The organism is Flagellimonas sp. CMM7 (assembly GCF_021390195.1).
In the GTDB taxonomy this organism is placed as follows: Bacteria; Bacteroidota; Bacteroidia; order Flavobacteriales; family Flavobacteriaceae; genus Flagellimonas.
In genome coordinates this window covers 1560751-1581842 of record NZ_CP090003.1, presented here as the reverse complement: position 1 = coordinate 1581842, position 21092 = coordinate 1560751, and the positions used below count along the sequence as shown (strand labels likewise).

General features: G+C 38.4%; 18 protein-coding genes and 1 tRNA gene. 14 read left to right on the top strand and 5 right to left on the bottom strand.

Translation table 11 applies throughout. The features are described 5' to 3' along the window. Window positions 1-69 precede the first annotated feature (69 nt). Window positions 70-1584 (top strand): NADP-dependent isocitrate dehydrogenase, encoded by a 1515-nt coding sequence (locus tag LV704_RS07200; protein WP_205597862.1) that lies wholly within the window; start codon window positions 70-72, stop codon window positions 1582-1584. Between the two features lie 72 nt (window positions 1585-1656). Here the strand turns inward: LV704_RS07200 and LV704_RS07195 are convergent, their stop codons facing one another. Both LV704_RS07195 and LV704_RS07190 read right to left on the bottom strand, forming a co-directional pair. Then, on the bottom strand, window positions 1657-2805 hold the full coding sequence (locus LV704_RS07195; RefSeq protein WP_163421037.1) for a PQQ-dependent sugar dehydrogenase: 1149 nt from the start codon (window positions 2803-2805) through the stop codon (window positions 1657-1659). Window positions 2806-2915: 110 nt separating this feature from the next. Then, a complete protein-coding gene (locus LV704_RS07190) occupies window positions 2916-5561 on the bottom strand; it encodes a DUF5916 domain-containing protein (RefSeq protein WP_233782166.1) in 2646 nt (881 codons plus the stop codon). A gap of 161 nt (window positions 5562-5722) precedes the next feature. On the opposite strand from LV704_RS07190, the gene LV704_RS07185 reads away from it, so the two are divergent. The 7 genes from LV704_RS07185 to LV704_RS07155 all read left to right on the top strand — a co-directional run bounded on the left by LV704_RS07185 (window position 5723) and on the right by LV704_RS07155 (window position 11746). Further along, entirely contained in the window at window positions 5723-6613 is an 891-nt protein-coding gene (locus LV704_RS07185) for a LysR family transcriptional regulator (RefSeq protein WP_163421039.1), read from the top strand. A gap of 127 nt (window positions 6614-6740) precedes the next feature. Then, window positions 6741-7373, top strand: coding sequence for a Crp/Fnr family transcriptional regulator (locus LV704_RS07180; RefSeq protein ID WP_163421040.1), 633 nt, complete (start codon window positions 6741-6743; stop codon window positions 7371-7373). Between the two features lie 64 nt (window positions 7374-7437). Then, entirely contained in the window at window positions 7438-9168 is a 1731-nt protein-coding gene (locus LV704_RS07175) for a SulP family inorganic anion transporter (RefSeq protein WP_163421041.1), read from the top strand. A gap of 58 nt (window positions 9169-9226) precedes the next feature. Further along, window positions 9227-10636, top strand: coding sequence for a rhodanese-like domain-containing protein (locus LV704_RS07170; RefSeq protein ID WP_163421042.1), 1410 nt, complete (start codon window positions 9227-9229; stop codon window positions 10634-10636). A gap of 7 nt (window positions 10637-10643) precedes the next feature. Next, a complete protein-coding gene (locus tag LV704_RS07165; protein WP_233782165.1) occupies window positions 10644-11027 on the top strand; it encodes a rhodanese-like domain-containing protein in 384 nt (127 codons plus the stop codon). A gap of 82 nt (window positions 11028-11109) precedes the next feature. Beyond that, complete coding sequence (locus LV704_RS07160) at window positions 11110-11454, top strand: rhodanese-like domain-containing protein (RefSeq protein ID WP_163421043.1); 345 nt, start codon at window positions 11110-11112, stop codon at window positions 11452-11454. Window positions 11455-11473: 19 nt separating this feature from the next. Continuing rightward, window positions 11474-11746, top strand: a complete 273-nt coding sequence (locus tag LV704_RS07155; RefSeq protein WP_163421044.1) for a heavy-metal-associated domain-containing protein — start codon at window positions 11474-11476, stop codon at window positions 11744-11746. Between the two features lie 43 nt (window positions 11747-11789). On the opposite strand, the gene LV704_RS07150 is transcribed toward LV704_RS07155, so the two are convergent. Then, a complete protein-coding gene (locus LV704_RS07150; RefSeq protein ID WP_163421045.1) occupies window positions 11790-12665 on the bottom strand; it encodes a sterol desaturase family protein in 876 nt (291 codons plus the stop codon). 154 nt (window positions 12666-12819) lie between these two features. Here LV704_RS07150 and LV704_RS07145 point away from each other — a divergent pair, with 154 nt between their 5' ends. The 6 genes from LV704_RS07145 to LV704_RS07120 all read left to right on the top strand — a co-directional run bounded on the left by LV704_RS07145 (window position 12820) and on the right by LV704_RS07120 (window position 15973). Beyond that, window positions 12820-13026, top strand: coding sequence for a DUF2892 domain-containing protein (locus LV704_RS07145; protein WP_163421046.1), 207 nt, complete (start codon window positions 12820-12822; stop codon window positions 13024-13026). Window positions 13027-13163: 137 nt separating this feature from the next. Continuing rightward, window positions 13164-13310: a hypothetical protein gene (locus LV704_RS07140; RefSeq protein ID WP_163419782.1), complete on the top strand. Its 147-nt coding sequence runs from the start codon at window positions 13164-13166 to the stop codon at window positions 13308-13310. Between the two features lie 102 nt (window positions 13311-13412). After that, a complete protein-coding gene (locus LV704_RS07135) occupies window positions 13413-13970 on the top strand; it encodes a YeeE/YedE family protein (protein WP_163421047.1) in 558 nt (185 codons plus the stop codon). 2 nt (window positions 13971-13972) lie between these two features. Next, window positions 13973-14386: a DUF6691 family protein gene (locus LV704_RS07130; protein ID WP_163421048.1), complete on the top strand. Its 414-nt coding sequence runs from the start codon at window positions 13973-13975 to the stop codon at window positions 14384-14386. 48 nt (window positions 14387-14434) lie between these two features. Then, a tRNA-Arg gene (locus tag LV704_RS07125) sits at window positions 14435-14506 on the top strand. A gap of 237 nt (window positions 14507-14743) precedes the next feature. Beyond that, a complete protein-coding gene (locus tag LV704_RS07120) occupies window positions 14744-15973 on the top strand; it encodes a site-specific integrase (RefSeq protein WP_163421049.1) in 1230 nt (409 codons plus the stop codon). Between the two features lie 114 nt (window positions 15974-16087). Here the strand turns inward: LV704_RS07120 and LV704_RS07115 are convergent, their stop codons facing one another. Together LV704_RS07115 and LV704_RS07110 are read right to left on the bottom strand one after the other, a co-directional pair. Continuing rightward, window positions 16088-17533 carry a rubredoxin gene (locus tag LV704_RS07115; RefSeq protein ID WP_317164626.1) on the bottom strand — a complete coding sequence of 482 codons (1446 nt, stop codon included), beginning with the start codon at window positions 17531-17533 and terminating at the stop codon, window positions 16088-16090. After that, the gene (locus tag LV704_RS07110) at window positions 17530-21063 is read right to left on the bottom strand and encodes a nitrate reductase (RefSeq protein WP_163421050.1); all 3534 of its coding nucleotides are present in this window, start codon (window positions 21061-21063) and stop codon (window positions 17530-17532) included. Before LV704_RS07110 ends, LV704_RS07115 begins: the two co-directional genes overlap by 4 nt. Window positions 21064-21092 lie beyond the last annotated feature (29 nt).

The window sequence follows — 21092 nt, the reverse complement described above, 5'->3', positions numbered from 1 at the left end:
TATATTAAATATAAATAAAAATTTATGAATTAGTTTTCTAACCTTTGTGTAACAATAAATCATAAAAGTATGAAGGGTAGCCCAGTATTAGCATCAGAAAAGAATGACATCTCAACCAAGACTGCCAAAATTGCCATAGCCGAAGGTGATGGTATTGGTCCTGAAATCATGAAAGCCACTTTGAAAATTATGAAAGCGGCCGGTGCCAAAATACAAGTCGAACCCATGGAAATAGGGGAACAGGTTTATCTATCAGGGAATAGTTCTGGTATTACGGAAACATCTTGGGATGCTATTGCACGTAACAAGATTATTTTAAAAGCACCTATCACTACGCCACAGGGTAAAGGCTATAAAAGCCTTAATGTCACCCTAAGAAAGTCACTTGGTTTGTTTGCAAATGTAAGACCTGTAAGTGCATTGTATCCGTTTGTAAAAACCAACTTCCCTAATATGGATGTTGTGGTCATTAGAGAGAATGAAGAAGACCTTTATGCCGGTATTGAACACAGACAAACAGAAGATGTAGTGCAATGTCTTAAATTGATAACAAGACCAGGTTGTGAAAAAATTGTACGCTATGCCTTTGAATATGCTAAAGCATATAATAGAAAAAAGGTGACGTGTATGGTTAAAGACAATATTATGAAATTGACTGACGGTCTCTTTCATACTGTCTTTAAAGAAATTGCTTTGGAGTACCCGGAGATTGAAAGCAACTCGCAAATAATAGATATAGGCTCGGCAAAAATTGCTGCTGCACCTGAAAATTTCGATGTCATTGTTACTTCAAACCTATATGGTGATATCATTTCAGACATTGTTGCTGAAATTGGAGGTTCTGTAGGTATGGCCGGTTCTGCCAACATCGGCAAAAACGTAGCCATGTTTGAAGCCATTCACGGTTCTGCTCCTGATATTGCCGGACAGAAAATCGCCAATCCTTCAGGCTTGCTAAATGCAGCTGTAATGATGTTGGCACATATTGGTCAGACTCAAGTTGCCGATAATATCAAAAATGCTTGGCTGGTCACTTTAGAAGATGGTATTCATACCGCCGATGTTTACCAAAAGGCAATAAGCAGTAAAAAAGTAAGTACGGAAGAATTTGCCGAAGCAATTATTGAGCGTCTAGGCACTACACCTAAAAAACTTCCTGTAAGCGTTTTGTCAAAGGGCTCAGGAACCATTACCATCCCTGAATACAAACGACAAGAATCTACCAAAGAGTTAGTAGGAATCGATGTTTTTATTGATTGGAAGGGCAATGACCCAGAAATCATTGGAAAAGAGTTGAATGAAATCAACGCTCACAACCTAAAACTTAAAATGATTACTAATAGAGGTGTAAAGGTTTTTCCAAACGGATTAAAAGAAACGTATTGTACGGACCATTGGAGATGCCGATTTGTAGCTCATGATGCTCAAATTAAAAAGAAAGAGCCTAAGTACGAAAATATCGAGTACGAACAGGTAATCGCATTGTTATCAAAGCTTCACCAAAATGATTTTGATGTAATCAAAACAGAAAATCTATATGAGTTTGATGGTAAAAGAGGCTTCTCTTTAGGTCAAGGGGAGTAAAAAGATATTTGATCAGCTAAAAAACCCATTCTGGAAACTAATCTAGAATGGGTTTTGTTTTTAAGCAAAACACTATCTATTTACCCAAATGGGTCTTAACCTAAGAATCATACCCCCATCAACACCAATATAAAGAAGACCATCTGGTCCCTGTTTAACCACTCGTATTCTTCTTCCAAAGTCTTTTAATAATCGTTCTTCATGAACAACTTTGCCATTTTCTAAAACTAATCGGTTTAAATGTGTCAGTGCCAATGCCCCAATAAATAAATTGCCATTCCATTGTTTAAAGGTATCCCCAGAATAAAAATCCATACCACTTGGCGCTATAGAGGGAGTGTAATAATGAACGGGTTGCTCCATTCCTTCTTTATGCGTAATTCCGTCCCCAATGGGCGTATCATCATAGTCTATACCGTGACATATTATAGGCCACCCATAATTAAGCCCTGGTTTAATAAGATTTAGCTCATCTCCACCTTTTGGTCCATGTTCATGCAACCAGAGCTCGTTGGTTTTTGGGTGAAGCGTTAGCCCCTGAGGGTTTCTGTGTCCAAAACTCCATATTTCTGGTTTTACATTTTTTATGTTAACAAAAGGATTGTCTTTAGGTATTTGTCCATCTTCAAATATGCGCATTACTTTTCCTAAATGATTGTTCAAGGTCTGGGCGGAATCTTTAAGATCATAACGATCTCCCATGGTAAAAAACAAATACCCATCCTTTAAAACCATCCTTGAACCATAATGACTGGGCGATTTATAAAATGGATACGCCGTAAAAATGCGTTCCACATTGATTAACGAATCACCTTTTAGCTTTCCTCGCTCAATGGCCATGGAACTACTGATACTGTCTCCAATCGAGTGTGAGAAATATACCCACCCATTTTGTTCATATTTTGGGTGGGGCAATATGTCCAACGCTCCTCCATCTCCTTTGCAATAGGATTTAGGAACCCCTTTGAGGACTTTTTTTTCTCCAGAATCAATATCAACCAATAGTATTTCTCCGGCAAACCTGTTGGTGACCAGTATTTTTCCGTTGGGTAGAAATGAAATTCCAAAAGGAACCCGGATACTATCTGCCACTTTTTCCAGTTTAAAGTTGACTTCTTCGCTTTCAAATATCAAAGCTTTCTCGTCATTTACGCAGCTAAAAAATAGGAGGGACAATGCGGCGAGAACTATAGGGAAAAAATAATGTTTATTGTATTTCATAAACCACAGCTATTAACTAGTAGGTTAGGAATATCTATAATCGAATTGATATTAATTGTGGAATTTAAATAGTACTATGATGGATTTATAAATTGATTAAAATCTTCAAATTAAAAAAAACGATATGTTGCTTTGATTAAAAAAGTATTGTCTGGCTGTTTGCTAAGTATTTGTTCTCTGAAATTGTTTGATAAACTACCTATTGGCGATGAGAAATCGGTAATGCCCTGTGCCCAAACTAGGAAGATTTCAGATCCCGGTTTGTATTCATATCTGATCACCAGATTTGACCTAAATTGTGCAAAAGAGAAATCAGGGTTGTTGAAACTATAATCAATGGCACCGTCTAAATCTTCATCAATATTGAATTGTCCGTTGGGTGTTTCTGTAGAAATCTGTGCTGGTTGAAAGAATTGTAATTGCTCCTCCTGACTTTTAGCAAGGGGATTAAGGACATAATTAAAGTCATTATACCTTCCAACAGTGATAAAAGGCTCGACGTAGTACTGAACAGAAAGGTTAGGGTTGATGGCGTAGTTGAATCTAAAAGCCATGCTGAAAGTATCTTGATCAAGCCTAGAAGTAATAAAACGGGAATCATTATTATAGCTTACCTGTTGGTTGAACTGCAAGCGATGTTTAATGGTGGTATATCTTGGAGCTAATGAAAAACTCAGCTGATTTAGTGGTTGATATGTTGCTCTAACTCCAGTTTCAAATAGGAAATAACTGTCTTCGTTTCCCGTTTTGGTCCATCCATCCAGTTCAAGAAAAAGTTTTTTTCTACTATCACTGCCAAAGGCCCACCAAGCACCGTATTGATCGGGCAAAAACAATCTTGGTCCGCCTTGAAGCAATGATTTAGAGTAAATATGTGGTTGGGAAAACACCCCTAAGGTTGCACTCCCATTGTTTTTAAAGGTGCCGTTTGCTTCAATATCCCAATCAAAATAATTATGGGAACCTCCAAAATCCCATGCTGACCAATGTTTGTAACCAATGGATGCTTTTCTAAAAACACCAAAAGGTTGTAATGAGTTATATGTAATGCCAGCATAGTTTTGAATGTCATCGGCCTCTCTCATAAAACCAATATCATTAAGTTCTAGACCTGGGGAACGCCAGGTAACCCCTGTTTCAAATTTAATTTTTCCGATTCCGGCTCTTCCAAACTTAATGTCTCCTCCAGTACCAGTTAAAGATGTTCTGGTCGAGTCAATCTGAACATGGCTGGCACCTACTCTTTGAAATAAATGTGGTATGGACCTTTGTGTGTTTAAAATGGCTTCTTCGCTCCCTCTTACCTGACTCATAACAAAGTTTGCTCCTAGATACCAAGATCTATTGTGCCATTGGTGCATTACATCCAGACCTGCGGTTACTGCTGATTTGTGTAAAAAGTCTACATTCTCATCCAGTTTTCTGTGTGTGGAAGTGAGTATACCCCCTACAAAGGTGTTCCTGTTATTGAAATCTTGTTGAACCCGTGCAACAAAATAATTTGTTAAAGGTTCAATAACCGTTCTGCGGGTACCATCATTATTGTTTATTTCTGCATATTCCGTTGAGGTGAGTGTTTCCATCACACCGACTGATAATCCTTTTTTGGTCTTTCCACTAAATTTTACAGCTCCGAGTATAGTTGTTCTTTCTGGGGCATTTACAAACTCCCCTTCTTCAGATCGCGCAAATCCTTGTGGACTTCTACCGATTCTTCTGGAATAGAAAAGGTTGTCACTACTAAAAGTTCCTCCTATGATTGGTGATGAAAATCGGTAATCGAATATGTTCTTGTTTTCCACAAAAAAAGGACGTTGTTCGGCAAAGAACAATTGAAACCCATCCAGTGCAATGGCTGCTGGGTCAGCTTCTACCTGTCCAAAATCTGGATTTATGGTAAAGTCCAAAGTAAGATCATTTGTAACTCCAATCTTTCCATCTATCCCCGCATTTACGCTTTTAATATTGGCATTTTTATATGGATTTAAGGGTTCTTTTTCAAAGGTTTCCAAAGAGGTAACTACAAAGGGCTGAATTTCAAATTGTTTTTGTGGTTTTAGATTCTGTAGTCCGTGTAACTCGCCAAATTCACTTATCCAACCAGATGCATCAATAGGAATTCTTTGCCAAACAGATAGTTCTTCCTCCCTAAACAATTTGCGAACCACCTGCAGTCCCCATATTTGGTTATTGGCATCCCCAAATCGTAGCTGACTCAAGGGGATTTTCATTTCGGCTGTCCAGCCCTCTTCATTTATATTGCTTTTGGCATACCAAATGGGATTCCATGTAATGTCTTCATTAGACCCATTTAATGAAATGGTCTTATCTCCTTTGACTCCCGATGCGGTAACCGTAAATGAAAAAGCGGAGCGGAGGTCATGATAACTATCAAAAACCAATTCCACCCAATCGCCGTCAAAACCATCTCTTCTAGACATTCTTTCATTAATGCCGTTGAGTTTTGTATCCAAACATTTAACTCCAACATAGATAAACTTGGAATCGTAGACTATTTTAAATTTTGTTTGTTGTTCTGGTGGGGTGTTTTCATCGGGTTCTCTTTCTACAAATTCAGTGGCCCAATTATCATCGTTCCAAATGGGGTCGTTCAGATTTCCATCAATATTTGGGGTCTGATCAACATTTAAATTTTGTGTTGTGTATATCCTTTTTGATACTGTGGTTGTTCTCTCTTGAGATACTATATTTTCTGATAGTAACAAGAGTATAACCAAGGCTACTCTTTTCGTCACAAATACAAACCATTGACAATTCAACATAATTTTAGAATTAATTTTTAGCCAAAGCTAGGTGGGGTTTACAGCACTGACTAGCATTCTAATTGAATGGTCTTGAGGCCTTAACTGAATTATTTTCAACTACAGTCAACAAGTGCCTATTGTATATTTGTGATATGGAACTGAAGTATTTTAGATTGATAAAGACCATAGCTGAAGAGGGAAGTATCGCCAATTCTTCAGAACGTTTGTTTTTAACACAATCGGCATTAAGTCATCAATTAAGAGAGCTCGAGGAGCGACTAGGATTTAAGGTTTTTCATAGAACAAGGAACAATTGGGAGCTTACCCAAGAAGGTTCTGAACTTTATAAATTGGCAAATGAATTATTAGATGCCATTGAGGAAAGTTTTAGCAACATCAAGAATATTAAAGAAGGCTCTAAAGGTTCTATTCGTTTGCGGGCAGAATGTCAATCTTTTTTTCATAGTATTCCTGAGTTCATTCAAAAAATGGCAATTCTGTATCCAGAAATTGAGGTAGACTTGAGTTTGGGAACCACCCACCAAACTATTTCGCAGGTGTTATCTGATGAGATTGATATTGCCTTTGTAACATCCAAACCAGCCACGGAGGAACTCTGTAGCATTGAAATCTGTAATGATGAAATTTTTGCATTGATGCATAAAGAGCATGAGCTAAATACAGAGGACTTTTTAGATGCAAGTCATTTTTCACAGGTACATCTTTTCATAAATTCTTTTCCTGTAGAAGGAGTTTCTGTTTACGAGCATTTTTTAAGACCAAATAAAATATCACCAGCCAAAATCTCGGCCATTCCATTTACAGAATTAACCTTGTCCATGATCAATGCCAATATGGGGATAATGTGTGCGCCAAAATGGCAATTGAAGTCCTTCAAACTATCCGAGGATTTAAGGTTTAAACGTATTGGAAAGTATGGCCTAAAACGGACCCATTATTTAGTCGTGAAAGAAACGAAACGAAACAAAAAATACATACATGATTTTATTTCAAGCTTTGAAGAGGAATTTTTGGATTCGTAACCTATCTTGTAGCCAACCTGCAATGTTATAGATTGTCTTTTCTTCTTTTTAAACCAAGACAACTCACTTTTCTTGGCCCTAATCCCTTTTGCAAAAAGATTATCTTTATGGGGGTATTTAGAATAAAATGAAAGAAGAACTTTTAAACACCTTTGGAACTCAATTTGAACAACCTCTTATTGATGAAATTGTAACTGTAGGCAAGTTGATTGAAGTGCCTGCAGGAGAAACAATAATGGATATTGGCAATTATGTAAGAGCTATGCCATTATTGCTATCAGGAGCCATTAAAGTGTTACGGGAAGATGACGAAGGGGATGAATTGCTTTTATATTATTTGGAGCAAGGAGAAACCTGCTCAGTAACCATGGCCTGTTGTATGGGACAGACAAAAAGCGAGATTAGGGCCATTACAGAAACTGAAGCAAAAATAGTGATGGTGCCCGTACCTAAAATGGAGGAGTGGATGGCAAAATACAAGGGATGGCGCAATTATGTTTTTGAAAGTTATCATAATCGCTTGAACGAATTATTGCACACGGTAGATAGTATTGCATTCAAGAATTTGGACCAACGGTTGGTGGCTTACCTTAAAAAGAAGGCCCAGGTAACAAATGATGATTGCATTCGAAATACGCACCAAGAGATAGCTTATGATTTACATACATCTAGAGTTGTGGTTTCTAGACTATTAAAAAAACTGGAGAAAATGAAAAAACTGGTATTGCATAGGAGTCATATTCAACTAATCGATTTATAAGTTTGTGTCTTTTGTTACCGTAATTAACTACTTCACATCTTATTTTTACAAAAAATCTAACTAAATGCTCAAACGGTATCTTCCATTTTTAACATGGATACCCGAATACAACCGTTCTTTCCTTTTTAAGGATTTGATTGCCGGTATTACCGTTGGAGTTATGCTTATTCCTCAAGGAATGGCGTACGCTTTAATTGCAGGTCTTCCACCGGTTTATGGTTTGTATGCGGCCTTAGTACCAAATTTAATCTACGCATTTACAGGGTCAAGCAGAAAATTGGCAGTAGGTCCTGTTGCTTTGGATTCGTTGATTGTTGCTTCAAGTTTGGCTGCAATGAAGTTGGCAAATATTGATGACTACATCAGTATGGCTATTTTTTTAGCACTATTTGTTGGAAGCATTCAATTGGTAATGGGTTTTATGCGTCTTGGCTTTCTCTCAAATTTCTTGTCAAAACCGGTAGTTAGCGGTTTTACCTCTGCAGCGGCCATCGTTATTGCAATAAGTCAGCTTAAACATTTTTTTGGATTAGAGATAACCACCAATAATACCTTAGAGACCCTTCAGGCAATTTTTGGCCAATTATCAAAGACGAATTTTTATGATTTGAGCATCGGCTTTGCTGCTATTTTGGTGATTTTAGGATTAAAAAAACTGAATAGAAAATTACCGGCCGCAATGGTGGTGGTTATTCTATCTATCTTGGGCATCTTTTTTTTCATGGTGAATGATACCGATGTCCACATTGTTGGTCAGATACCAAAGGGATTACCCGCTTTTAGGATGCCTCAGTTGAATATTGACCTTATAATAAAGGCTTTTCCAACAGCAATGGCACTGGCTTTTATTGCCTTTGCCGAGGCAATGACGATAGCAAAGGCCGTTGAGGATCAAAGCAATGAATACCATACCGAACCCAACCAAGAGTTAAGGGCTTTGGGAATTTCCAATATTATTGGCTCTCTTTTTCAATCCTTTCCTGCAAACGCTGGCCTGTCAAGAACGGCAGTCAATGTAAATGAAGGGGCAAAGACGGGGGTCGCCTCTTTAGTTAGCGTACTGGTAGTAGGTCTAACACTACTATTTCTAACACCATTCTTTTACTATCTTCCAAAATCGGTTTTAGGGGCCATAATATTGGTTGCGGTATATGGGTTGATCGATTTAAAATATCCGAAGCAATTGTGGAAACAACGTAAAGACGAATTCTTTCTATTATTGGTTACGTTTCTTACAACTTTATTGATAGGGATTTCCCAAGGAATAATTTTTGGAGTTCTGTTTTCGCTCTTATTGTTGGTCAACCGAACCTCAAAACCCCATATTGCTATTTTAGGGCGTATAAGAGGTACTGATTATTTTAAAAACGTTGATCGTTTTAGTAGTGATATTGAATTGGCCGATAATATTTTGGTGCTCCGTTTTGACGGACAATTGTACTTTGCCAATAAGGATTATTTTAAAGCGGAGTTGTATAAGAACATTCTAAAAAAAGGGAATACGCTGAAGTATATTATTTTGAATGCTGAGGCAATTAATTATATAGATAGTAGTGCTTTGAATATGCTGAATCAAGTCGTGAGTGACTTGAAAGCAAAAAATATAGAATTACTTATTGCTGGTGTCATTGGACCTACCCGTGATATTTTATTCTCTAGTGGATTAATTGAAAAAATAGGGAAAGAAAACCTTTTTGTTAGGACTAGCGAAGCCTTTGAATACTGCACAAATAAAAAAGAGAAAAATAGCATTCAAGAGAAGGTTTCATTACAATCTAAAACAAAGCATTTGTAACTTTGGTAACTGTAATAAGGATGGGTCAAACCTATCTTTGACAACAAAATTATAACAGATGAAAATAGAACAGATATATACCGGATGTTTAGCTCAAGGGGCATACTACATAGAAAGCAAGGGAGAAGTAGCAATTATTGATCCTTTAAGAGAAGTAAAACCTTATCTAAAAAGAGTGCGGGAGGATGGCGCAAAAATCAAATATATTTTTGAAACCCATTTCCATGCTGATTTTGTTAGCGGGCATGTAACACTCTCCAAGGAAACCGGAGCGCCCATTATTTTTGGCCCTAACGCCAACCCTTCCTTTGATGCCATTATCGCCAAGGATGAGCAAGAATTTAGACTAGGTGAGTTAACCATCAAGGTTTTGCATACCCCAGGGCATACTATGGAGAGCACAACTTTTCTATTAATAGATGAAACAGGGAAAGACCATGCCATTTTTAGTGGGGACACTTTGTTTTTAGGAGATGTGGGGAGACCAGATTTAGCGCAAAAGGCTGCCCATATGACCCAAGAAGAATTGGCTGGAACGTTGTTTGACAGCCTCCGTAACAAAATAATGCCTTTGGCAAATGATGTTATAGTATACCCGGCTCATGGAGCTGGCTCTGCATGCGGAAAGAATATGATGAAGGAAACTGTGGACACTTTGGGCAATCAAAAGAAAATGAACTATGCATTACGTTCAGACATGACCAAGGAGGAATTTGTAAAAGAGGTAACAGAGGGTCTTTTACCTCCGCCGCAATATTTTCCACTAAATGTGAAGATGAACAAAGAAGGTTATGAGGACATTGATGATGTTTTAGAGAGAGGAACCCAAGCGTTGTCGCCAGACGCTTTTGAAATTGCTGCAAACGAAACTGGAGCCATAGTATTAGATGTGAGACATCAGGATGATTTTGCAAAAGGTCATGTGCCTAGATCTATTTTTATTGGATTGGGCGGAAGCTTTGCGCCGTGGGTGGGGGCCTTAATTGCAGATGTGAAGCAGCCTATACTTCTAGTAGCTCCAAAAGGAAAAGAAGAAGAAACTATTACTCGTTTGTCCAGAGTAGGTTTTGATGGTACTTTGGGATATCTAAAAGGGGAAATTGAAGCATGGAAAAGTGCAGGAAAGGAAATTGACACCGTAAAAAGTATCGATGCCAATGAGTTTAAACAAAGGTTATCTGAAGAAGTTCCAGTATTTGATGTTAGAAAGAAGACAGAATACGCGGCAGAACATGTTGGAGATGCCATGTTGGCACCATTGGATTTCATCAATGACCACCTATCGGAATTTCCTGAAAAGGAAACATTTTATGTTCATTGCGCAGGAGGATATAGAAGTATGATTGCAGCTTCAATCCTTAAGAGCAGAGGAATTCATAACTTGGTAGACGTGGCGGGAGGATTTAAAGCCATCAAAGAAGCTGGAATTCCAGTAACGGATTTTGTCTGTCCTACAACCTTAAAATAAAGCTATTATGAAAAGCCTTTTGAATGTTGCCTTTATGAGTTTTTGTCTTTTATGGATTAGTTCATGTGAGTCTGAGCAAGAAAGCTTTATCAAAAAAATTGATAAAGAAACTCTTATAGCCGAGGTAATAGGAAAGGATGTACAATTAATAGACATAAGAACACCAGAGGAATATAGGAAAGGATATATTGATGACGCCATTAATATAGATTTTTTACAAGAAGAGACGTTCAAAAAAGATATTCAGAAATTTGACAAGAACCAACCCATTTATATCTATTGCAGAAGCGGGGGCAGAACAGGAAGAGCTTCAAAATTAATGCAACAAATGGGATTCAAAAAAATATTTGACTATTCTGGCTCGTATAACGATTGGAGTGCCACGGAGTAGTTGTTTTTTTAGTTATGTAACTCGCGTTACTGACCGTTGTATTCATGATGTTTAATTTTAAGGATTCTTAAAAAACATGAATATGTCATTCCTAAATTTTTTATTCCGAGGACCAATCAATTCAGATACTATAGAGGAGTTGAATGCCGAAGATTATAGAAAGGCCATCTCCGATGGTAGAGTACAGCTAGTTGATGTAAGAACCTCTAGAGAGTTTGCTTCTAGACATATTAAAGGAGCTCAAAATATTGATTATTTCCAGCAATCCGCATTTAAGGCTACTTTCTCTAAAATGGATAAGGACAAACCAGTATACCTGTATTGCCAATCTGGGAATAGAAGTCAAAAAGCAGCTAGAAAACTTGTGGATATGGGCTTTAGAGCAGTGTATGATCTAAAGGGAGGCTATAGAACATGGAAGTATTAAACTAAAAGAATCATTTGGAATGAAAACAACAATTCAAATTCAAAACCTTAAATGTGGCGGTTGTGCCAAAACAATTACAGATAAGTTGTCCGGGTTAAATGGGATAAACAAATTAACGATAGAACAAGAAACATCATCGGTCATTTTTGAACATCAAAATAGTGATGTTGTTTTTGTTGCCAAAGATAAATTGAGAGCATTGGGATATCCGGCAATTGATGACGAAAATGGGATACTGCAAAAAGCAAAATCTTTTGTAAGCTGTGCCAACGGAAAATTCAGAAGCAATTAGTTTTCTAAGAGCGTTAGCTTTCTTTCAAAATCGTTCCGGTAGATTACAACTTTGGTTTTTTAAAACCATAAACCAATTGTCCCCAAAAGCTTTTGGGTAAAGTTTCATCCCCTGGGTATCCTAATCTAATTTTACCACCACTTTCAGGAATATAATTGGTCCCAAACAAATAATCCCAGAGACTCAAACTAATTCCAAAATTAACCCCAAACTTTCCCTTGGGGAGTATATAGGAATGATGATATAAGTGCATTACCGGATTGTTGAAAATATACTTTAGAGGGCCATAAGTGAGTTTAATATTGGCATGATTTAGATGACCTATCGCTATGGCGGCAAAATGAACAATATAGGCTTGTTCTGGTTCAAACCCTCCCAAAATCATAACTCCAAATGTCTTAAGTGGCTTATAAAAAATATTTTCCATCCAATGGTAGCGTAAATGGGCAGCAAAGCCCATTTCCTTTACACTATGGTGCACTTGATGAAATCGCCATAAAAAAGGAAATTTATGAAGCAATACGTGCGTAAACCATTGTACAAAGTCTAGAATAACAAAAAAGACAAGTAGCTGAGACCAGATTGGCCAATTTGAAAAATCAATGATTGCAAGACTCTTGGCCGTAACTCCAATATTGCCCAATAGAAGCTCTAACATTTTATAAACCCCACTAATAACAATAGCGAAAATGAAAAAATTGAAGAACATATAGAAACCATCCAACCAGAAATCTTTTCTAAAAATAGATTGTTCCTTCCTCCACGGAAAGATAATCTCTAACCCCCAAACAAGAAGTGAAATAACAATCAAGCCCCAAAAATAATTCGTATACCATGGCACATCAAATAAGATAGATTTCCAAGTCCATTGGGTGGTTCCTAAAAAACCATTGGCAAAAGCTTCAAAATAGTCTTGCATAAAATTTGAATTGACTAAAAATAACGTCTAAAAAATAAAAGTAGCACAAAATAGAATACGGCTGTGTAACCAAGGTTACTAAAAAGCTCGTGCGGGCATTGTAGCTTTGAACAAAAGACGTTTTCTTAATAGGAAACTGATAAACGAAAATATTATGAAAAAGAATATGAGCGGCCTTGACCGTATGCTAAGATTGATTATTGCATTAGCCGTGGTCGTATTGTACTACTTTAATGTAATAGAAGGAACTCTCGCCTATGTATTAATGGCTTTGGCAGGAGTATTTCTCTTAACAAGTTTTGTGAGCTTTTGCCCTTTATATGCACTTTTTAGGGTGAATAGCATTAAGCTGAAAAAATAGTTTTTTGATTGATTGTTTTTAATACACCTCGGCAATTATTGTCGAGGTGTATTTTTACCAATGTTGATTGTCTGAGAAATATCATGTTTTAAAAGTAATATGCCCGTTAAATTTGATTTTCATAAAATCGAAAAAAGATGAAAATACTGCATGTAATTCCATTGGTTTCTTGGGAAAATGGTATTTGGATGATTGGTGTTTTTGCTGCTGTCGTTATTGCTTTGGTAGGAGCAGTGTTGGCGCTTATGAGCAGTGGAAAAAAAGAAGGACCCAAAAAACCTTAACTCCAATATTTCCAAAATCTCTGGCAAATCAAATTAAAAACTACTGTCTTAGAACAAAAGAGACTATATTGATGGTTTAACTTATTTGCTAGATTTTTTTGAATGGATTTAATATATAAACCTTGGCCTTGGTATGTGTCCGGGCCATTGATTGCAATGGTCATGTTTTTACTAATCATGATTGGCAAGCGTTTTGGCATGTCATCCAACCTAAGAACGCTCTGCACTATTTGCGGGGCTGGAAAACATGCAAGTTTCTTTAGGTTTGATTGGAAGTCACAAAAATGGAACCTTGTAGTAGTTATGGGGACCATTATTGGAGGATATATTGGCGCCAATTTTTTGTCTACAGATATCGCCGTGCATATTAATGCGGACACCGCGGCCGATTTAAATTCCTTGGGTTTTAATAGCGTAGGAACGACCTACCTTCCAACAGAACTGTTTAGTACAACTGTATTTTCAGATATTAAAGGAATGGCTTTACTAGTTATTGGAGGTCTTCTTGTTGGCTTTGGAGCTCGTTATGCTGGCGGATGCACCTCTGGTCATGCCATTTCTGGTTTGAGCAATTTGCAGGTTCCTTCACTAATTGCAGTTATTGGTTTTTTTATTGGAGGTCTGTTTATGGTTCATGTTTTATTCCCTTTGATTTTTTAGTTATGAGAACTTTTATATATCTGGTTATTGGTGTTTTTTTTGGAATTTTGTTGTTCAAATCGGAAGCAGCTTCCTGGTTTAGGATTTATGAAATGTTTCAGTTTGATTCCTTTCACATGTATGGGATCATAGGTTCTGCCTTAGTTGTAGGAGTATTGGGAATTCAGTTGATAAAACGATTCAATATTAAGTCTTTTTATGGGGAAGAGATTGTTTTTACTCCCAAAGAAAAGGGCTTTAAAAGATATTTGGTCGGAGGCATCTTTTTTGGATTGGGATGGGCATTGGCGGGTGCATGTCCGGGGCCAATATTTACATTGTTGGGTGCTGGGTTTCTTCCAATTGTGGTTGTACTGATATCAGCAGTTTTGGGAACCTATATCTATGGATTGCTTAAAGATAAATTGCCACATTAAAAATTCTTTTTCTCAAAAAACATATTTTTGCAATCCATTTGTGGTAATGGCCCCGTAGTTCAATGGATAGAATAGAAGTTTCCTAAACTTTAGATGCAAGTTCGATTCTTGCCGGGGCTACTTTTACAGTTTTAAAGGAGCTCATAAAAAATAAAAAAATATTGATTTTCAATGCTTTACGAATTTTAAGTTTCAAATGACATCTTTTGAAACCATCTATTCGAGTTCACAAATCGTCAACATTTTATTCTAAGTGTTTTCATATTTGGAAATCGGTTCGGTTCAAAGTGTTAAACGAGCGACCTTTTGGTGATTTGACTTTCGTCCTAAACTAAGTTTAATTCAAAGACGAAATTCATGAGAACTCTCTCTACATTTTCCATTCTATTTTGGGTATACACCAAAAGATCAAAGAACAATCAAGCACCTATTTACGCCAGAATAACAGTAAATAAGAAAAAGCTCAATATTAGCCTTAAACGACGGGTGGAAACTCGTCTTTGGAACAACCAAAAACAACGAATTAATGGAACGAATGAAAAAGCTCGAAATATTAACCAATATTTGGATGAGGTATACGCAAAGTTGTTTCAATGCTATCAAGAACTTAGGTCAGAAAATAAATCGATAACCCCTCAAACCATAAAGTTGAGGTATACAGGTGACGACAAAATTGAGCGTTACACATTACGAGAAATCATTGAGTACCACAATACAAGTATGTTCCAAAAGCTTCATGGAAATACTTCTAGACTTTACCTGACCAGCCAAAAATATATTTTGCTATTTGTCAAGAAAAAGTACAAGGTAGATGATTTAGAACTTTCAAGTCTTGACTATAAATTCATACTAAGTTTTGAAAGTTTTCTAAGGAATTACAGTCCCCGGCATTATAAAAAACGAATTGGTAACAACGCCGTGATGAAACATATTCAAAGGCTACGTAGAATGGTGTCTTTGGCCCATCAACTTGAATGGATTGACCGCGACCCATTTGTGAAATTCAAACAAAAATTAACCCCTACGCACAGAGGTTTTCTGACACCTGAGGAATTGAAACATATAGAAGAGCTGAAAATTAAATCGACAAGATTAAAATTAGTGAAAGATCTATTCGTGTTCAGTTGCTATACAGGAATAAGTTATATAGATGTAATGCTATTAACAAATGAAAGTCTAGTGCTAGGGTTGGATAAAACTAACTGGATAATGACACAACGGCAAAAGACAAGAAACGCAGTCAAAATTCCATTGCTTTCAAAAGCATCAGAGATAATTGAACGTTACAGGCATGATAAAAGGTCATTGATTAACGGTACACTTTTCCCAAGAATATCCAATCAAAAAATCAATGCTTATTTGAAGGAAGTTGCGAAGCTCGCCAAGGTAAGAAAGAATCTTACTTTTCATATGGCGCGGCATACCTTTGCCACCACGGTTACTCTAACCAACGGGGTTCCTATTGAGACCATTTCTAAAATGCTAGGTCATCGTAAACTGACCACTACGCAGATATATGCCAAAGTACTAGAAAAAAAGGTTTCTGATGATATGCAGCTTCTAAGGGAAAAACTAGAACAGTCCTAAAAGGACTTAATTTATAGGATGTTTACACCTAATTTCTCAATTAATAAAAACAGCTAAGTTGAAGAAAGCATTGGCCAATTTCTTCTTCTACTCTTTAAACTCTGCACTTAACCTTTAAGCCAATTTTAAATCTGTTCTTTGAAACTCTGATTTTGGAGCATTACAAACTGAACAAACGAATGAATCTGGAAGTTTCTCAAATGAAGTTCCAGCAGAAACCTTGGCAATTGAATCACCCAAGGATTCATCATAAACCGTAAAACATGATTGGCACTGAAATACACTACGAAGGGAAACCTCATCCGATTTTCTATTTTCCTTTGGTCTTTCTTTTGTTCCAGTCAAATCATTGAAGTACTTCTTGCTCAACTCCATCAATAATTGACCTAATTGTTTTTTGTCAACGTCTTGGGCATAGAGCACATATTCATCAGAACTAGGGTCAAAATTCTTGAAGTGCAGCACATTAAATGTGGGGTTGCCCTTAAATTCTTTAATAGCTTCTGAAATTGGGTTTTTCTCTATTATAATGGAAGAAAAATGAGAGCGTTTCCCTACGTCATTGCTGATACCAAACGTCAGCCCATAGGTGCTGATATCATTTTCATTAAAGTGCTTGACCAAATCTTTTTTAAGTTCCAACGCATCTAAGTCATCAACAGGAAGATGCCAGTTCATTTCCAATTGTGAGTGTCGCACATTGATGCCTCGTTGCCCAAGAAAGCGTTCGAGTTCGGGCCGGCTTTCTTTGGGAATACTCTTAACAATGAATGATTTCCAGGGAGTGATACTGATTTTACCAATACTGTTATCCAAACAAAACCCACAAAAATCCTTCAAGAAACCAAGGTCGTAATCATTGTTTCGCCAATACAATCCAAGCCAGTACTTATCCAGCCCCATGCGGTTCATCCCCTCATAGTAGGGGAAGGTCACAAAAGGAACTTCCAAGGGGTTGGTAATAGATCGATTATTGGTCTGTAGACTTTGATTTAGGATGGAAAACAACTGGTCCACATTGTCGATGGATGCGTACACGTTTTCAATGGCCTTCGAAATTTTGACGATATCCCAGCTGTACACCAGAACTGGATAGTAAGCGCGCTTCTTCCAATGGGGGAGCAAAATATTTAAATACCAATAATCCTCTTGCTCCGAAGCAATAAAATTCAAATTGCCGTTGAGAATGGGAACGAGGCGTTGTTTAGGGTCAGTGATGTTAATTTTAAGCTTTGGATCAAAGTCAAATTCTTCTAAAATATAGAGGTAGGTAGACCCTTTAAGCCAATAGGTATTGTCAAAAATGTCGGCCGAAACATAAGACGAGACGATGTTTTGATAACTCCGATCAGATACTATTTGTGTGCTGAAGCCCAGACCCTGTTCGAGTTCTGATTTTTTGAAAGTTGACAGGGGAAACAACAAATCTTGGCGAGAACCAAATGATATGGTTGAAAGCCCAGCTTGCTTAAGAAGTGAAATCCCATCTTTGAGTTCCCCTGGTGAAGTAACACCACCTTTGATTAGAATACGATGTAAATCATCATTTTTCATACTCATGCCATAACTGTTTTTGCAGCGTCGTTCAAAAAGGCTTTGACCTCTGGTTTACAGCTTCCGCATCCTAGACCTGCACCGGTTTGTGTACAGAGTGTTTTGAAATCTGAACAGCCAGCCGCGATGGCTTCTTGAAGATTTCCTGCGCCCACTTGAGCGCAAGAGCAGACCAGTCTGCCTTTTAGGGGTTGGCTATTCGATTGGCCACGTAATAATTCTTCCCGTTTATCGGAGAGCTCAATTTCTTCCTCAATCAATCTTTTAAACTCGGCAAATTCCGTTTTATCGCCCATCAGAATAGCCCCTTTAAGCATATCATCTTTGACGATGCATTTTTTATAGAATCGTTTGCTGAGATCCATTAAAATAATCTCTTCGTAACTGGAATCGTTTTTTGGCGTGTTGACCATTCCGATACTACAGAGGTCCAAATCTTCAAATTTCAGAATGTTCATCAACACAGAGCCTGAATAGATGCTACTAAAATCTCCCAATAAATAATTAGCAGCGATATCGGCCTGTTGCTCAGCAGCAGAGGTAATGCCGAACAATGCGTTTTTAAATTCCGCAATTTCCCCTAATGCGAAGATATTGGCATCACTTGTTTTGAGATATGGATCAACAATCACTCCCCGCCTGGTGGAGAGCCCTGCCTCTATTAAAATATCGATATTGGGCCGGGTGCCAATGGCGTATACAATAGCGTTGCAACTGAGCGTTCTACCCGTTTTAAGGCCGACGTTCAGCATATTTTTGCCCTCCTTCTCTTCAAAAACGGTGCTTACCTCATTATCAAAATAGATTTGTATGCCCCTATCCCGAACATCCTCGGCCAACAATCTACTGGACACCATATCCAACTGCCGTTCCATTAAGCGTGGTGCCCTTTGAATGATACTGATATTAACCTCTTTTTTCTTTAGTGCAGCGGCAAGCTCCAAACCCAACAACCCTCCTCCAACAATAATAACGTGTTGCTCTTCATTCGGTAACCCGGTGCCTTTAAGATAGTGTTTCAACCGGTCCGCATCATTACGTTCCCTCATGGTAAAGCGACCTGGTAAATCAAGCCGTACATCGCTTGGAATAAAGGCTCGGCTGCCAGTAGCAACAATGAGCTTATCGTAGTTATGTTCGATTCCTTTTGCATCAACGATAACTTTTTCCTTGGGCTTAATAGCGTTGATTCCGTTTTCACCATAAAGGGTGACATTGAGCTTTTCAAGTTCTCCTTCTTTCAATTTTTGAAGGGCTTCCCATGGCAAATCTTCATTGACATATTCTGGAAGCAATACCCGGTTGTAAAAGGGATATTCTTCTTTGGAGAACACCTCGATTTCATCTACTTCGTTCTTTTCGCGAAAAGACTGTATAAATCGGTAGGCCGCTGCCCCAGCCCCAACAACAATAACTTTTTCCTTGGGTTTCTGATACTTTTCAACTTGAACGGCAGAATATTTGAAATCAGGTTCCTTGGATATGGGGTCAATCAATTCTCCAGTCAAATTATTGGCCCGGCCGAAATCATTATTTAAAATTTTACCCCAATGCATTGGCAAAAAGACCACGCGCTCACGAATATCAAAATCAATTTTGACCTTAACACGAACAGAACCCCTGCGACTTCTAATGACGGCAACATCATCGTTTTTCAAACCTCTGAGGTATGCATCTACCCGGTTCATCTGTAAATAGGGCGTAGGGATATGGGTAAGCAATCTCTTTACTTTGCCCGTTTTGGTTCGGGTATGCCACTGGTCGCGAACTCGCCCCGTATTGAGAATCAAAGGATAATCAGAACTCGTTTGTTCCGATACATTTTCTAAACGTTTTGGGGCATTAAAATGTACTTTTCGATTTGAGGTAAAATAGTTGTGGTCCATAAAAAGACGGGGAGTGCCCGAATGCGAGGCATGCGGCACAGGCCATTGAAAACTACCTTCCTTTATAAGTCGTTCATGTGAAAGTCCCGAAATGTCGATATTGGTTCCTTTGGTCATAAGGCAGTATTCATCGTACACGTCACTAACTGAATTGTACCCAAAGCCGGGGAAATCCATTTCTTGTGCAAAACGCCACAAGATTTCCGCATCTGGGAGCGCCTCGCCAGGAGCGTCGATCACCTTGGGCAGGTAACTGATTCGCCTTTCGGAATTGGTCATTGTACCTTCCTTCTCCAACCATCCAGCGGCTGGCAATAAGAGGTCGGCGTAGCCTGTGGTTTCCGATTTATGTGAGATGTCTTGGACCACTACAAAATTGGTATTTTCCAGGGCTTTTTCCACTTTTTTGGCATTGGGCAAACTCACCACAGGATTGGTGCAAATAATCCAGACAGCCTTCATTTTGCCTGATTCCAGGGCATCAAACATTTCAGTGGCCGTGAGACCGGGTTCTCCGCTGATTTCCTTTCCACCCCAAAAGTCCTGAACTTCTTTTCGGTGTTTGGGATTTCCCAAATCGCGATGAGCAGCTAACAGGCTGGCCATCCCCCCAACTTCACGGCCACCCATGGCATTAGGCTGCCCGGTCAATGAAAATGGACCCGAACCTGGTTTTCCGATTTGCCCAGTGAGCAAGGAAAGATTAAGCAAAGAGACATTTTTGTCGACCCCAATAACGCTTTGGTTGAGACCCATCGTCCACATGCTGATAAAGCCTTTCGCATCAGCTATCATTTTAGCCGCTTTTTTTATGTCATTTACCGGAACTCCGCATTTTTCAGCTGCTTGTCGTAGTGACAATTCAAAAGCTTTAGCACGGCATGCTTCGTAATTTGATGTGTGTAGTTTGATAAACGCCCGATCGACCTTCTTTTTTTCTATAAGCCAACGTGCCATGGCGTTGAACAGAATTACATCGGTACCAGGAAGTATCTGTAAATGTAAATCGGCCAGCTCACAAGTCTGTGTTCTGCGAGGATCGACAACAATCATTTTGACTTTCGGATTTTCCTCCATGTGCTTTTCGATACGACGAAACAAAATGGGATGACACCAAGCGGGATTCGCCCCTGCAATCAAAAAACAATCGGCCAATTCAATATCGGCATAAGCAATGGGCACAGCGTCATTACCCACCGTTTTTTTATAGCCCACAACGGCCGAACTCATACATAGCCGTGAATTGGTATCGATGTTATTAGTGCCTAAAAAGCCCTTGGTCAATTTATTGGCCAGATAATATTCTTCAGTCAAACACTGACCCGACACATAGAGCCCAACGCTGTCTGGTCCATAGCGATCGATGATACTTTTGAACACGGCCGCTGCACGTTTGAAGGCGACGTCCCAAGAAACCCGTTGTTTTTTATGGCCTCTACTCCATCGCATTTCAGGATATAAAATACGGTCAGAGGTATCTTGTGCCACATAGTTCAGCGTCTTGCCCTTAGTACAGAGCATCCCCTTATTTACAGGATACTCGGTGTTTCCTTCAACACTTAAGATTCCTTTGGAATCTTTTTCCACTGTGATTCCACAGCCCACACCACAATAGGAACAAATGGTATTAAAACGCTCTTTTCTTTGCATAAAGCAACCTGATTCTTGCAGTTTCTTAC